This is a genomic window from Cysteiniphilum litorale, assembly GCF_003428165.1.
GTDB classification, from domain to species: domain Bacteria; phylum Pseudomonadota; class Gammaproteobacteria; order Francisellales; family Francisellaceae; genus Caedibacter; species Caedibacter litoralis.
The window spans coordinates 1-15,599 of record NZ_QLIQ01000014.1; the positions used below are offsets into that span (position 1 = coordinate 1).

A 15,599-nucleotide genomic window follows, 5' to 3' on the forward strand; every position below is an offset into this window, starting at 1 on the left:
CAATGAACGTGTACAAAGAAGGTGCTATTGACTTTAAAAGTCAGGCGCAAAAAACATTGCAGGTTGCATGACATGTATAGGAATAAGAATTTTTAAAAAACTGTATTGACACTTTGGGGTAGAATAATGAGATGCCTGCGATATCTATGCCATTTCCTGCTATGCCAACAAGCTCACCATTTGATCAAATGGCAGCAGACTTATCTCAAATAAGTCTAGATGGAGTTTTAGCACCACCTGCTATATCATTACCTGATTTAGCCAGCTTGAATGAAGGTCTACCACAGATAGATTCTGTCATGCCGGTTAATATCAATAGCTTAATGGTCAACGGAATGAGCTTGGCCGATATAGAGGGAGAATATTCATCTACCTATACGCAATTGATGGGCTTAAACACCACTTTAAGCGCATTACAATCACAATATAGTTATGATGCATTAGAAGCGCAAACAAAGCAGACGCTTGCTATGCAACAAGCAAATTTAAATCAACAATTAAGTACGCTTAATCCTGAGAATTATACGCAAGTAAATTTAGCCAATCCCTACGATGGCTTGGTAGATCAAACCTATCAAAATGCAGTTTCTCAACTTGAGGGTGGATTTCAGCCATTGCAGTTTAATCAAGCCAATCTTGCTAACTTTAGCAACGGCTTGGTATTGCCTGATTACCATAATGTTATTTCTTCCTCAGGTTCAGATCTTGAGAATGCATTTTCTGGCTTCAATGCCCAGCTTTTGCCGTTGGCAAATATCAGTAATGGACCACAAATACCAGATACCGATGCATTACTAGGTGAGGCCTTGGCTGAGATGCCAACAGCGCCTAATGTTTCAGGGCAATTAGATGATATGAATCAGAAACTTGCTACCTTAAGTTCAGGTTTTGGTACAAGTGAACTTAGCGCACAAATAACGGATAAAATGCCAGACATCCCAAGTGGTGCTGACTTATCTTCACTCATGAGTCTGGCTTTTATAATCGGTGGTATTGATCAATCACTTTGTGATCTACCAATAATGGCATTTAATATTCCTTTTCCTGATATCTCATTATCATTGCCACAAATTCCCAATATTGTAATGCCCGCAATTAATCTTGATTTACCATCGCTTCCTAATGTGAGCTTTCCAAGTTTGCCTGACTTTAGTGGATTGTCTGATCTACTTAATCAGATTATTGCTAGCTTATTACAAATCTTAAATTCGGTTAAAGATTGCCAGGGTGCACTTCTAAATGAAATTAACTCCTTGGTAAATCAATTATCATCACTATTGCCGACCTGGTCCGGATTTGGTATGTCGGCTGTGAATTTTCCTTTTCCATTTTCATTGAACTTACCTGATTTGTCATTGCCAAACATTAACTTACCAACCATTCCATCTTTACCTCAGTTACCCGATTTATTGGGAATGTTAGAAAGTTTAATTCCAAATCTTATCGCACTTCCAAGCATTCCCTGGCCAAGTATTGCGCCATTAGCTATCGCATTAGCATGTGTTGAATATGCGCTAGGCGTCTATCAAGAGCTACCAGCTCAAGCGGAACTTGGTGTTGCAGCAGGAGCAACCTTAAAATGCCCATCCTCATTGCAGCCTTTTATTATTAACAAACCGCCAACAGGTATTAATTATGGGCCGGGTAAAACAATGGTCACACAAATGGATAATGCTGCATTTGTTAATTTTATTCCTAGTCAGTGTTGCAATAATAGTTCAAACCCTTATATTTCGGCAACTCAAGGTATTCTGCCAACGTTTTGTATGATGAGCTTTATGCCATTTGAAAATGCTTCTAGCAATATAGATGCTGATGGTCAGGATGTTGTTACCAGTAGTAGTACATTGAAGTGTGTATTATGTAATGTCGATGTAACGGTGGAAAATCCGAATCAAGAAACCGTTAAAATCCATTTATAGCTAAGAGGTCGTTATGTCAGGAGATAACAATTCATCCATCGCTCAAAAGATCGATAATATTAGTTTGTCATTAAGCTCTTCCGCGGCTTCAGTGTCGCAAGTGCTTGATTTGTCAGAGGAGATGATTACAAGCTCAGCGGCAAATATCAAACATACGGCAACAGAGCAAATTATTAGTGAAGTAAAACCTTCAGGAAGCGCTGTTGCGACGATGAGCATGGACCAAGAGGGGAAGATTTTTTTAAGTGGTAGTGATATGACAATGGAGCTTGATTCATTAACTATTCAGATAGGTAGCAGTAAGCTCACTTTCAAGGATGGCGAACTAGAAATTAATATTGGTGGTAGTTCATTTACGATTGATGGATCTAACATTGAGGCACAGGTTTCGAGTAACATCACCATGAAAGCTTCAAGAATTCGTCAGATGGCAAATCAAGTAACTCAAGATTAAAGGAGAAAAAATAAACATGAACAATATACAAGAGATAGATTTTATCCAAGGACGACTTGGTTTGGCAGAACTTTCTGACTTACAAGCACATATTGAGTCACTAGATTATCAGCGTCTTTTAACCTCAGCATTTGAGGTGCTGAAAGAAGAGCAAATTTTAGATATACGTGTTATTTTTTACTGGCTAGTGAGTAAATTAAGAACTATTGATATTGCTGAGGTATCTATTGTACTTGATGACTTTACAGTGTTTTTTGTTGATCAATTAGCGATGGTTTCTCCTCAAGAAAACTATATGAAGTTATTTAAAGGTGTCTATAAATGGAGTTTTCAGACGATCGATGAAATGCTGCAAAAAGCAAGCTCTATCGCAATTACAAAGATGGATCAAGAAGCATTATCCAATGCGTTTAGTCATTTCATGGAAATGTTGAAAACATGCTTTGCTGAAACACAATTAAACTTTGAAGAGGACTGCTCAATCTTATTGCGTAAAATTAATAAGATTAAGCTGAAAGAGGAGAACTTGGCAGTTGATGTACAACATAATGATATTGAGCAACGAGATATTAATCAAAGTTCATCCTTAAATCATTTAAGTAGTGATGCGATGGGTCACGGCAGTCAAAAGTGGCAAATACTCAAACAAAAAATTAAGTTACTCACAGAGCTGATTGAAAAGAAAAATCACTTTGCTGCAGCAGTGGTTTATGCAGATGTTAGTCATATACTACAGCATTTTGATCCTAGAGAGTATTTCCCTGAGGCCTTCTTAGCACTTTATCAAATACTTAATGTGGAAACGCTTGCACAAATATTGAACTTCACTCAGGAGCAGCAAAACACCGTTGAATGGATGCTTTTATCTCAGCAATATCAAATGGCGCCAGAGCTGTTACTCACGGCAGGGAAAGTAAATTCTAAAACCATACTTACTAACAATAATAAAATGCAAGATACTCAGAAAAATCAGCAAACATCCGAGAGTTATAATCTGGCTTCAGCTGAAGATGTTGATCATGACTTTGATGATTTAAATGATTTTTAAACTCTAAATATTGATTTGTTCAAGACGACCAATGAGTGAATAAGTGATTATATGCTATGATAATTGATATTGAGGAGCAACAAGAGTGTAACACGTTGATTTTAAATAACGATATCATTAAATTGATTATCAATACCAAAGAATATGCAAAGTTGCGTAGTGTTTCAATCGCTAATACTGAGCCTATCAAGCGAATTATAAATATGACTGCACCAGAGTTAAATGTCAGAAACTATACTTTTTTGCGTGTATGGTCAGACTTTTCGATATTTATGCTATCGTCAGATTTAAAGATTGTTCGTTCGTACGTGCTAAAGCAATTATGGAAAGAAGATAAAGTTTATTCGATCAATAGTGTTGAACCCATTTACAATCGTTTAGAGAGTTTTTGTCAAGAAAATAAAATAGCTTATGAGCGGATTATTCATCGTGAGAATGGTTTCTTACCAATTGTCATTGAGTATGATCTTGGTGTTTGTAAAGATTGTCATTGCTTTTTGCTTGGAGTTAACGATGGCAAGTATCGTTATCAGGAACTATTTAATCAACTATTTGATACTGTTTTATATTTCTATCGTCAGTTTAGGGAAGGTAATTTTAAACATCAAAGAGTACATTATTTTTCAACAGAAAAAATGTCCAAAGAGCATAGATACTATGATTTAAGTAGTACATTTTCTCCTTATGATGAACTTAAAGAAGAGTATTGCCTAACAAACAAAAACATCGATTATATCAAACTAATTGCGCTTGGCATGAGTGCAAGCCAGATTGCGAATACATTAAATCGTTCACTTAAAACCGTTGAAAAATCCGTTGATGCAATTAGGTATAAATTTAGATTTGATAACCGTCAACAGCTAGATGTTTTCTTGCAAATGTTTTACAAGTCTAAAGTTAAAGAGCATATTTTGCTAAAGAAAATGTATTAAAAAACAACAAAATAGGTAGACCTCCCCCATAAACTGAGGCTGAAAATTTGCTACTTTAGAAGAAGGAAAGCAATAAAAGGATAACAAGTTATGGGGTTATTTAGTTCTTTAATTTCAGGAAGTTCAACGCTTTCAAACCTTAGTGATAGCATTCAGACTAGTGTTCAACAAGGTGCTCAGCGTGCGGTAACTAATGCGGCAACTAAAGTTGTGCTAGAGTCCTTATCTCCTGATGTGTCGCCAAGTCAAAATAATTCAGTTAATAAGCTGCACCAAGATTTAGTGCAAGATGTTTCAAGAACAGGAGTGTCAGATAAAAAATATTACTGGGCAGGCTTAAAAAATGGTGGCTTGAAGAAAAGAGAAGTGAGTCAAAAACAAGGTATGGAACTTATCTTTGAACTCTATCAAAAAGCAGACGTCTTACCTAACCCTCAAATGTATTTTGATCCAAGCGATACATATAAAACGGCTCCTTTAATTGGAACGTTAAAAATTCGTTTAAATAGCTATATGACACGGCGAAACTTAGAGCAAATCCTGCAAAGGCAGAGTGTGTTTATGTATCAAAATGTTGGTCATGAAAGTAATTTTTCAGCTTGTGCTATTGAGTTAATGCAGATCTTTTCCAAGTATTACTCAGGTCATGAGAGTGATCAAATTGGAAAATATCCAAAGCAAGCAGATAAGACCAATCTCTTTTCACAGAAAGATTATTTATGGTTGTTAAATGAGAATATTGATTTTATAACGAAGCTTTCTGAGTGGAATTTAGATCACTATGCATTCAGTGTTTTTTGCAAAAGGGTAATACTTTGGCATAAGCTCGTTTATGAAGATACTTTCGTAGATGGTGAGGCGAAACATTTGCTACAAGGTGTTGTAAAGCAGTTATTTCAGAATCTATTCGCAGTTGCTTATTATCAGGTGCAAAGCCTATGTACATATTATTGCACTCGATCTTTGGTGTCTAAGCTTGATGAAAGCTTATTTATGAATGAAGCTGCATTGGAGGGAATCTATAAGTTTCTATCTTCACCTGATATTATTCGAGATGAAATCAAACAAAGTCTACCAGTAATTGAAGCTAATTTACGCTATATACCTACTAATATTAGAGGTTCAAGGTGTAAATCCAAAAGGACTGAAGCAATTACAGCTAATCAAAATGTGAGGGGGATTAAAATTGATGAGAATATCCTATCGGAAAGATCTGATTCGCTTGCTGTTAAGCAGCTTATTGAACAGCTAACTTGGGTATTGCCGCATGTGGCAATGCAAAGCGGTGCAAACTATAGTGATGAAAGTCAGGTTGGTTATAAATATGCAATAGCACGTGCACATAGCATTATTCAATCATTACAAACAGTAGCAATTACAAATATGGCTCATCGAGATGTCTATTATGCAATTATTAAGAAATGCGTGATTGGAGAATCGAGCGAGTTACAGACAGATTGGAAGAAGCTGGTTCCTGATGTGAATAATGCAGATCGGTTAAAATTAGATCATGGTAAAAGGATTAATGGGGGATCTCGTACGGGAAGTGTGCGTAAATCATTTCAGGAGCATGCAGAGAGGAATAAATTGCATGATAAGGCGTATGAGCTTATTTTTAGCTATGTTCGTTTTGGTCTTTATACTGCGTTAATTCGCTTTTATCGAGATTATGCCCAAGAGTTTGGTGATAGTACTATTTCACTAATTGGTAAGCAATGTATTGACATTATTAAAAGAGCAACAGCAGAATTGCAAACGGCGACACAATTGATGACACGAATTTCTGATGGTTATGAGTCAAAAGATCTAAGAGGCATTCAACGAGGTGCCTTTAAAAGTGAGCTTCAGTCGATTACCGATATGTCTAAGAAGTTGATTGTAGAGCTCAAAACACGTAATAAGGAAGTTATGATACAGCTTGGACTTTATGAACAAACAGGTGTTACTATGAGCTCAATTCGTGCAGCTATTTTATCTAATTCCGCTGCAGGAGGAGAGGTTCACGGCTTGCAAACTACCCTCGGTATTACTAATGAGCAAAACAAAGCACTTTCAGCAATGAGCAACCTAAACCTCGATAATACGATGGTGCTTGATCATATTAAGCAAGGTATTGTCAATTATTATGAGTTGGTATCTGGGAAGTTAACAAAAGGAGGGCTGCTTAAAATTTTAAGCAGTTCGGAGATGGCAGCAGATGCAAAAGCAGCAATAGGAAGTATACGAACGGTATTAGCACACGAGGAGGAAGTGGCAATTAATGGCATGGGTTATCAGGATGACATTAATTCACAGAATTTTCAGCAGTCATTCTTTAAGAGCGAGCGTGACTCAATAAATCAATTTAAAGAAAAATTAGATTTACTGAAACAACAACAGCTTGCTAGAAAATAATTTAACTTTTTGGAGAAAAAACATGTTGTCGTCAATTAGTTCGGGGCTGAATAGGTCACAAGGTTTAACTATTAATGAGAAAGACTTCTTACCTATCTTGGATTGTTATCGTGGGCGTGACTCAGAGTCAACCGTGCCGATTACGGCTGGCTTTGAGATTAGTGACCCTAAACAAACAGGCTATTTATGGTGGAGAAAACTAAAAATTGATCTGGTTAATGATGTTTTTAATAAAAAAAATATGTACTCCGTGTCTGGGCGTTATTTGGCAGCGCAAACACCGGTATCATCAAGTGTTTATTGTAAATACTGTGTATATCTAGCGGAGCCATTGGAGCGCTATCTACGTATCGTTGCTAAGCGCGCTAATAACTACGTTAAAGGCGCTGCACCACAGCGGATGTGGGTGGCTATGGAGAATTATGGATGGATGATGGATCTTGCAAGTAAGAATTTTGACTATAATACGCTTTTAAGCTTTCTCAACCGACTGAAACTATGGAAGCGTCTAACAGTTAGGAGTAATGTTACCGGAACGTCACCTCTTGGGGGAGGTAAAGGTGACTGTTATAAGGCGTTTGTTGAGCTATATGATAAAGGGGTTAGAGTATTTGCTAAGTTAAACACTCACCTTCTAACGCGTAGCTATTATTCAAAGTTTGAAGCAGCCAAAAATGTGGTTACGTCAGTGGCAAGACTGGCAGAGAGCTTTACACTCTCAAGTACATTTTTAGCGGACAAATTTATTAATCAATTTGATCAAATGTGCCATGTTTCAACCTATAAAACTTCTGCTGATAAAGTCGATAGGGTAAAGGCCAAACTTACTGATCTTAAATCAATTGTAAGAAATGAAGACTTGTTATATTTATATGCTGTAAACAACACAGAGGATCAAGTAGATAACTTTGATGATGGTATATCACCTTACCGAAAATTATTATATTTATATGATGGAATGTCTAAAGGAGGGGCGACTAAAGTTGACAATACAGCCTTTTTAAAGGAGGCTTCAACCTTTTTTTCAGATGGTCAAGCAAGCCAACAACTAGAAGCTCTGAATATAGTGGATAATTATGCTCCCAGTAAACATACCCAGATATCAAGGGGTAATGCTAATGTGTCAAAGAAGAAGCTTCAAAAAATTTTCACAGAGAAAAATGAATATGTGGCTTATGCAATTGAGCGTGTATACAATCAGGTTTACCCAAATAGAGAGAATATAAATTGGGATATCTTGCATGATACTGAATCCTACGTAAAAGAAAAAACAATTACTATTAAATATGCGATTTCAAAAATTGACCGTACTAATAATAATGATGTTGGATCTCAGGCTGTAGAAAAGCAAATTACTGAATCGAAGAATGAACTCAACAAGACTATTTCAAACGATCTAAAAGAGCTAAATCTGGTCAAAGAGAATTTGTCAAGGTATTTCTCTAGGTTCTACTGGCTTAAAGAGACACATGAAGAGAAGATTAGAACGAAGTTCTCATCCTTGTCAACTTTGTTAAAACCCGTTGCAGATAACGAAGGAGGTGAAAGTTTAGAGGACAGGCTCAAAAAGCTATTGAAGCTTTATAATGAAACAGATGTCATAGTAAAAGATGCGGTCAATCAAATAGAAACAGATCTAAAAGCATATATTTATAACTACACGCCAAATAATACAACCCATTTTAAAAAAGGTGCAAACTTTGATGTGTTGATGGCGAATGTTTTAAATAAATTTTTAGATGCTAAGCAGAAGAAAAAAATATATTCAGACTCAGAAGTTTCATTTCGCTTCGGTTCTAACATTATTACCAGTGATGGACGGTTACATCTAGAGCTTTTAGCTAATTACTTGATTGTGATAACGAAACAAATTGAATTGCTGTTGCAGGTTCCATTGTTAAACTTTATGCTGTTAATTATTCAAGAGTATGGTGATAGGATTTTTGCTAAAGCAATAAATATTGGCTCTGATCAAAATCTAAATCTCAAGAAAATAGAGAGTTGCTTTTCTGAGTTGGATACACGGATAAAAAAGCTGATGGAGGATGCTTCAAAGAGAATGCTTGTTTTGGGTGAGGATGTTGGGCTTATCCGTAATGATGGCGATAAGCTATTATCATCAACTAACCAGGGGTATGAGATCGCTAAGTCATTTGAAAGAGGACTAAATCGTTATGGGCGGATATCGCAAGAAATTGCTTTTCAGACTAAAGTGCGTAAGCAATTTGCTAATCAAGGGGAAGATATTACCATAGCCAAAGTGCGTGAGTTTTTCCATAATAATAGCGATGAGGTACAAGTTTCAATTAATGAAGATTATCAATATATTGGTCAATTTATGGAAAAATTATCACGATATGCTGATAGTGATTACCATGCTGATTATGTGGATCTGGATGAAGCGTCTAATGATAGAGAGGTTATTTCTAAGATAAGGAAAACACTAGACAAGCATAATCGTGATACAACGACTGATTATCTGGCAAGCTTGAATACACTGTGTTGATCTCTGACGTATATTTTTCACGCGGTAACTGAATAAATTTTGGAGTGCTATGCAAGGAGTTATTGTTTCTAGCGATTATCGAACCTTAGAAATGTCATTGAAAGTTAATTACTCAAAATATTATGATAGACATCTTAGATCTGATGAAAAAAAGCAGGTGCTATATATTCATAACTCGTTTTCCTTGGGCTTTGGACCCAGTAGAAAACAAAAACGGCAAGAGAAGAGAAAGTTTGGCTGTGAATGTTTTGTGAGTATGTATGAACAGATTGTTTATTGTAAGTTTGGCACGGTATTTAAACAGATTACAGAAAAGGAAAAGTCGTTTATTAGATTGTTTATTAATAGTATAACCAGTCTGTATCGCATGCATTCGATAACCGTTCAAGAGGCTTTATTTTTGATTGTTGATATTAAAGGCATGAATGTAAGTAAAATGTCAAGATACATACAAAGGCTGATGATGCAGAGAAATAATAGAGGTATTTCTGGATTGGAGCATAGGCAAAGTGTTGTTGATTTCTTTACATCGAATTACCCTAAATTTGTAAAAAATAAGCATGTACCTTTGGCTTCAATGAGTTCTAAGGTTGAGCTTGTTTTTGATCATAGTAATAAACAACATGTACGCTCAGATTCAGTTATATCAGAGGTCGATTTTAAAGATTATGGTGAGTTAAAAGTTATTAATAACCCAGATAGTAAGTATCATGGACAGTATGAAACGATAGAGGCCTTGGCTGCTAATCATAGAAAATGGCTAGAGAGTGCGGAAGAAGATCGTGTTATCAAGCCAACTCGAGTTTATCGAGGTATGGATTCAAAGAGTATATTGGAAAAGATCACAGAGCAAGGGGGGCTGTGGCACAATGATGAAAAGTATAGAAAAGGGGAAAGCTTTAACCCTTATAATCTTTTTCATCATGATAGAATGGGGTATTTGAGCTTGTTTTTTGGACGGTTTGGAGCATCTTATTCAATGGGAATGTCTACAACGACCGATATAACAATAGCTAAGAATTATGCAGGGAAAGATGGTGTTGTATTAGAAATTATTCTTGAGTATAGAAATATGGCTTTTTACTTGAGTAATTGCCCTGAACTTAAAGAAATAAATGTCGCACGTCGTATAGCGCCACGACAAATTGTGGCTGTGTGGCACTATGACACAAACTACTCAAGATGGGTTAGAGTAGAGTCTTACTGGACTGGCAAGGCATTATCAGACATGATCTCAATTGAAGTATGAAAAGCAAAAAGCATCTAGGTCAATAATTACCCTAGCAATTTTAAACAAGATATATAAAACTCAAGCATTTTGTTTGTCAAGCTGAACAAAAATCTTTAACATGCTACTGTAATTAGCAAAGTGAGGAATTTCAGTGAACCATAACATTGTTATCTTAGGTAGCCAGTGGGGTGATGAAGGTAAGGGTAAAGTCGTGGACTTTTTGACAGATAAAGCCGATGCCGTGGTACGTTTTCAAGGTGGGCATAATGCTGGTCACACCTTGGTGATCAATGGCGAGGTAACTAAGCTTCGTCTTATTCCATCAGGTATTTTACACGAAGGTGTTAAGAGCTTTATTGGTAATGGTGTCGTGGTGTCATTAGAGGCTTTACATGCTGAGATGGATGAACTGTTGGCGCGCAATGTGCCGGTGTTTGAGCGTTTACGTATCAGTGAAGCATGTCCTTTGGTGTTGCCTGTGCATGTTGCCTTGGATGAAGCGCGTGAAGCGGCATTAGGCGAGCACAAGATCGGCACAACAAAACGTGGCATAGGTCCAGCGTATGAAGATAAGATTGCGCGTCGTGCCATTCGTATTGGCGATTTGGCGCATCCTGAGAAGTTAAAAGCAAAACTTACGAATCTATTAGATCTACATAATTTTACTTTGCAAAACTATTACAAAGTAGATGTCCATTTTGATTTAGAAGAAACCTATGCATCATTATTACATTATGCAAAAACGATTTTGCCAATGATTACCGATGTATCTGCGGAATTAAATGCTATTCGTGTCAATAAAGGCAAAATTATCTTTGAAGGCGCTCAAGGCACCTTGCTTGATATCGATCATGGTACTTACCCCTTTGTAACCTCATCAAATACGATCTCGGGTACGGTAGCCTCAGGAGCGGGCTTTGGTCCATGTTACATCGATGCGGTTATTGGTATCACAAAAGCCTATTCTACGCGTGTAGGCAGTGGCGCTTATCCCACCGAGTTGTTTGATGAAATTGGTGAGCACTTGGGTGTCAAAGGCTGTGAGTTTGGTACAGTAACAGGGCGCAAGCGCCGCACGGGTTGGTTGGACTTAGTGGCACTGCGTCGTGCGATTGAAATCAATAGTATTACATCTATTTGTTTGACAAAGCTTGATGTATTAGATGGCTTAACAGAGATAAAGGTTTGTGTGGCATATGAATTAGATGGTAAAGAGGTTTCCTATCCGCCGTATGATAATGCCGACTATCTGCGTTGCAAGCCGATTTATAAAACATTAAAAGGCTGGTCTGAAGAGACGTTTAAGCAAACAGACTATAACAAATTGCCTCAAGCGGCGCGCGATTATGTGCGCTTTGTTGAGCAAACTTTAAATGTGCCGATTGATATTATTTCAACGGGTCCTGAGCGCAATCAGAATGTGATTGTAAAGAATATTTTCTAGATCCTTTGCGATTGCTATTTGCTGTTGTGCCCTGAGTGTAAGTCACAGGGTGAATATACAGATAATAAACTTATGAAGGCTTCGACTTACGCTCAGCCAACGTTAGCCGTCCCCTGAGCGTAAGTCGAAGGGTAAGTGTGGACGTATTGACGTATTGAATTAAAAACCTAAATCCATTTCTTGCAAAACAGCATGGCTTTTGTATATAATGCCGCGTCTTTTTATATTTATGCAAAGATTAGATGTTTAAAAAACTACGGAGTAAATAATGGCAACTATTAACCAGTTGGTGCGCAATCCGCGCAAAAAAAAGGTTGTAAAAACAAACGTGCCAGCGTTGAAAGCATGTCCGCAAAGACGTGGTGTATGTACGCGTGTTTATACAACAACCCCTAAGAAACCAAACTCAGCGTTAAGAAAAGTAGCGCGTGTGAGATTAACAAGCGGTTTTGAAGTAACGACTTATATTGGTGGTGAAGGTCACAACCTACAAGAGCATAGCGTTATTTTGATTCGCGGTGGTCGTGTAAAAGACTTACCAGGTGTGCGTTATCACACAGTTCGCGGTGCGCTTGATACTTCAGGTGTTAAAGACCGTAAGCAGGCACGCTCTAAGTACGGTACTAAGCGTCCTAAAGCATAAGTTTAATTTGTATTTAAAGGAAATATAAAATGTCTAGAAGAAATCGAGCACCAAAGCGCGAAGTGTTGCCAGATCCGAAGTTTAAAAGCGAGATCGTTGCAAAATTTATCAATCACATCATGTTATCAGGTAAAAAGTCTGTAGCCGAGAGAATCGTCTATGGTGCTTTTGACCAAATCGAAACTAAAAAATCAGGCGAAAAAGCGACTGAAGTTTTTGAAAAAGCTTTAGAAGCTGTTGCTCCTATGGTTGAAGTTAAGTCACGCCGTGTCGGTGGTGCAACTTACCAAGTTCCTGTTGAAGTTCGTCCAGAGCGTCAAATGACCATGGCAATGCGTTGGATCATTGATGCTTCACGTAAGCGTAAAGAAAAAAGCATGGCATATCGTGTTGCAGCTGAGTTAATGGAAGCTGTAGAAGGACGTGGTTCTGCTGTTAAGAAGCGTGAAGATACACACAAAATGGCAGAAGCGAACAAAGCCTTTGCTCATTTCCGTTGGTAAGATTGGAGAGAACTCATGTCACGTGCGACTGAACTTAGAAAATATAGAAATATTGGAATTTGTGCCCACGTAGATGCGGGCAAGACAACAACAACTGAGCGTGTGTTGTTCTATACAGGTGTTTCTCACAAAATTGGTGAGGTGCATGATGGTGCCGCAACAATGGACTGGATGGAGCAAGAGCAAGAGCGTGGCATCACGATCACGTCTGCTGCGACCACCGTTTTTTGGCAAGGCATGGATCAACAGTTTGACAAGCATCGCATTAACATCATCGATACTCCAGGACACGTTGACTTCACCATTGAAGTAGAGCGTTCTTTGCGTGTACTTGATGGTGCTGTGGTTGTATTCTGTGGCTCGTCAGGTGTTGAACCACAATCAGAAACTGTATGGCGTCAAGCAAATAAATATCACGTACCTCGTATCGTTTTTGTTAACAAAATGGATAGAGCGGGTGCTAATTTTGAGCGTGTATTAGGGCAGATTAAAACACGTTTAAAAGCGACCGTTGTTCCTATGCAGCTTAATATCGGCGCTGAAGAAGAATTCAAAGGCGTTATCGATCTTGTACGCATGAAAGCAATCATGTGGAATGAAGAAGATAAAGGTTTGACTTACAGCTTAGAAGAAATTCCAGCTGAGCTTCGCGACCACGCTGAAGAGCTTCGTCAAGAAATGGTTGAAGCAGCGGCTGAAGCGAATGAAGAGTTGATGAATAAGTACCTTGAAGGTGAAGAGTTAACCGATGATGAGATTCATGCAGCCTTACGTCAGCGTGTGATCAACAACGAAATCGTATTGGCATTCTGTGGTTCTGCGTTCAAGAACAAAGGGGTGCAAGCGGTTCTTGATGGTGTTGTGCGTTATTTGCCAGCGCCTGATGAAGTCCCAGCGATTCGTGGTGAATTAGAAGATGGCACAGAAGCTTCACGTAAATCGTCTGATGATGAGCCTTTCTCAGCATTAGCATTTAAATTGGCAGCAGATCCATTTATTGGTAACTTGACGTTTATCCGTGTTTACTCTGGTGTATTAAAATCAGGTGATGCAGTTTATAACCCAGTTAAAGAGAAAAAAGAGCGTATCGGTCGTATCGTGCAGATGCATGCTAACAAGCGTGAAGAGCTAAAAGAAGTTCGTGCAGGCGATATCGCTGCATGTATCGGCTTAAAGCAAGTCACAACCGGTGACACTTTATGTGATGAAAAGCAAATTATCACACTTGAGCGTATGGACTTCCCAGAGCCAGTTATCTCAGTTGCGGTTGAGCCAAAATCTAAAGCAGACCAAGAAAAGATGTCATTGGCATTGGGTCGTTTAGCGGCAGAAGATCCGTCATTCCGCGTACAAACGGATGAAGAATCAGGTCAAACGATCATCTCTGGTATGGGTGAGCTTCACTTAGAGATTATTGTTGATCGTATGAAGCGTGAGTTTAAAGTAGAAGCTAACGTTGGTAATCCACAAGTAGCTTATCGTGAGACGATCAAACAAACGGTTGATGCGGAAGGTAAATTCGTACGTCAATCAGGTGGTCGTGGTCAATATGGTCATGTGTGGGTTAAGCTTGAGCCGCAAGAAATGGGCAAAGGCTTTGAGTTCGTTGATGAAGTTGTCGGTGGTGTTGTTCCTAGAGAATATATCAACGCAGTTGGTAAGGGTATTGAAGAGCAATTGCAAAATGGTGTAATCGCTGGCTACCCAATGATCGACGTTAAAGCGACACTTTATGATGGTTCTTACCATGATGTCGATTCATCTGAGATGGCGTTTAAAATCGCAGGTTCTATGGCGGTTAAGTCAGGTGCGCAAAAAGCATCTCCTGTGATCCTTGAGCCTTTGATGAAGGTTGAAGTAGTTACGCCTGAAGAGTACATGGGTGATGTTATTGGTGACTTAAACCGTCGTCGTGGCATGATCTCTGGTATGGATGAAAACCCAAGTGGTAAAGTAGTGAATGCATTGGTGCCATTGGCAGAAATGTTTGGTTATGCAACTAACGTACGTTCAATTTCTCAAGGACGTGCTTCATTCTCTATGGAGTTTGAGAAGTATGCAGAAGTACCAAACAACATTGCAGAAGACATCATTAAAAAGCGTAACTCATAATTAGAAGGTTTGAATAAAATGGCAACAAATATTAGTAACCAACGCATTCGCATCCGCTTGAAAGCGTTTGACCATAAATTAATAGATCTTTCAACAAAAGAGATCGTTGAGACAGCGAAAAGAACTGGCGCACAAGTAAAAGGTCCTATTCCTTTACCGGTACGCAAAGAGCGCTTCACTGTATTGATTTCTCCACACGTTAACAAAGATGCGCGTGATCAATATGAGATCAGAACGCATAAGCGTTTGATCGATATCGTTGAGCCAACTGAAAAAACAGTTGATGCTTTAATGAAGCTTGATCTTGCTGCTGGTGTTGATGTGCAAATTAGCTTAAGCTAAGACTATTATCTAAGCCGCTTGAAAAGAGTGGCAATTCTTAAAAGCGACCTAGTGTCGCTTTTTTTATA

Annotated in this window: 12 protein-coding genes; all 12 read left to right on the plus strand. The window is 38.2% G+C overall.

All coding sequences use genetic code 11. The features are described 5' to 3' along the window. Window positions 1–131 precede the first annotated feature (131 nt). The 12 genes from DNJ75_RS07085 (at window position 132) to rpsJ (ending at window position 15,531) form a co-directional block, all read left to right on the plus strand. Entirely contained in the window at window positions 132–1,922 is a 1,791-nt protein-coding gene (locus DNJ75_RS07085; RefSeq protein ID WP_117002706.1) for a PAAR-like protein, read from the plus strand. Window positions 1,923–1,935: 13 nt separating this feature from the next. After that, window positions 1,936–2,376, plus strand: coding sequence for a hypothetical protein (locus DNJ75_RS07090; RefSeq protein ID WP_117002708.1), 441 nt, complete (start codon window positions 1,936–1,938; stop codon window positions 2,374–2,376). A gap of 16 nt (window positions 2,377–2,392) precedes the next feature. Beyond that, window positions 2,393–3,424, plus strand: coding sequence for a type VI secretion system protein IglI family protein (locus DNJ75_RS07095; RefSeq protein WP_117002710.1), 1,032 nt, complete (start codon window positions 2,393–2,395; stop codon window positions 3,422–3,424). A 56-nt stretch (window positions 3,425–3,480) separates the two neighbouring features. Further along, complete coding sequence (locus DNJ75_RS07100) at window positions 3,481–4,356, plus strand: LuxR C-terminal-related transcriptional regulator (protein WP_117002712.1); 876 nt, start codon at window positions 3,481–3,483, stop codon at window positions 4,354–4,356. 90 nt (window positions 4,357–4,446) lie between these two features. Then, complete coding sequence (locus DNJ75_RS07105) at window positions 4,447–6,750, plus strand: hypothetical protein (protein WP_117002714.1); 2,304 nt, start codon at window positions 4,447–4,449, stop codon at window positions 6,748–6,750. Between the two features lie 22 nt (window positions 6,751–6,772). Continuing rightward, window positions 6,773–9,256 (plus strand): hypothetical protein, encoded by a 2,484-nt coding sequence (locus DNJ75_RS07110; RefSeq protein WP_117002716.1) that lies wholly within the window; start codon window positions 6,773–6,775, stop codon window positions 9,254–9,256. A gap of 49 nt (window positions 9,257–9,305) precedes the next feature. After that, on the plus strand, window positions 9,306–10,505 hold the full coding sequence (locus tag DNJ75_RS07115; RefSeq protein ID WP_117002718.1) for a hypothetical protein: 1,200 nt from the start codon (window positions 9,306–9,308) through the stop codon (window positions 10,503–10,505). A gap of 133 nt (window positions 10,506–10,638) precedes the next feature. Beyond that, window positions 10,639–11,931 (plus strand): adenylosuccinate synthase, encoded by a 1,293-nt coding sequence (locus tag DNJ75_RS07120; RefSeq protein ID WP_117002720.1) that lies wholly within the window; start codon window positions 10,639–10,641, stop codon window positions 11,929–11,931. A gap of 268 nt (window positions 11,932–12,199) precedes the next feature. Next, window positions 12,200–12,574 carry a 30S ribosomal protein S12 gene (gene rpsL / locus DNJ75_RS07125; protein ID WP_117002722.1) on the plus strand — a complete coding sequence of 125 codons (375 nt, stop codon included), beginning with the start codon at window positions 12,200–12,202 and terminating at the stop codon, window positions 12,572–12,574. A 29-nt stretch (window positions 12,575–12,603) separates the two neighbouring features. Further along, entirely contained in the window at window positions 12,604–13,077 is a 474-nt protein-coding gene (gene rpsG / locus DNJ75_RS07130; RefSeq protein WP_117002725.1) for a 30S ribosomal protein S7, read from the plus strand. 15 nt (window positions 13,078–13,092) lie between these two features. After that, window positions 13,093–15,189: an elongation factor G gene (fusA, locus tag DNJ75_RS07135; RefSeq protein ID WP_117002727.1), complete on the plus strand. Its 2,097-nt coding sequence runs from the start codon at window positions 13,093–13,095 to the stop codon at window positions 15,187–15,189. An 18-nt stretch (window positions 15,190–15,207) separates the two neighbouring features. Continuing rightward, window positions 15,208–15,531 (plus strand): 30S ribosomal protein S10, encoded by a 324-nt coding sequence (gene rpsJ / locus DNJ75_RS07140; RefSeq protein ID WP_225630079.1) that lies wholly within the window; start codon window positions 15,208–15,210, stop codon window positions 15,529–15,531. Window positions 15,532–15,599: the final 68 nt, after the last annotated feature.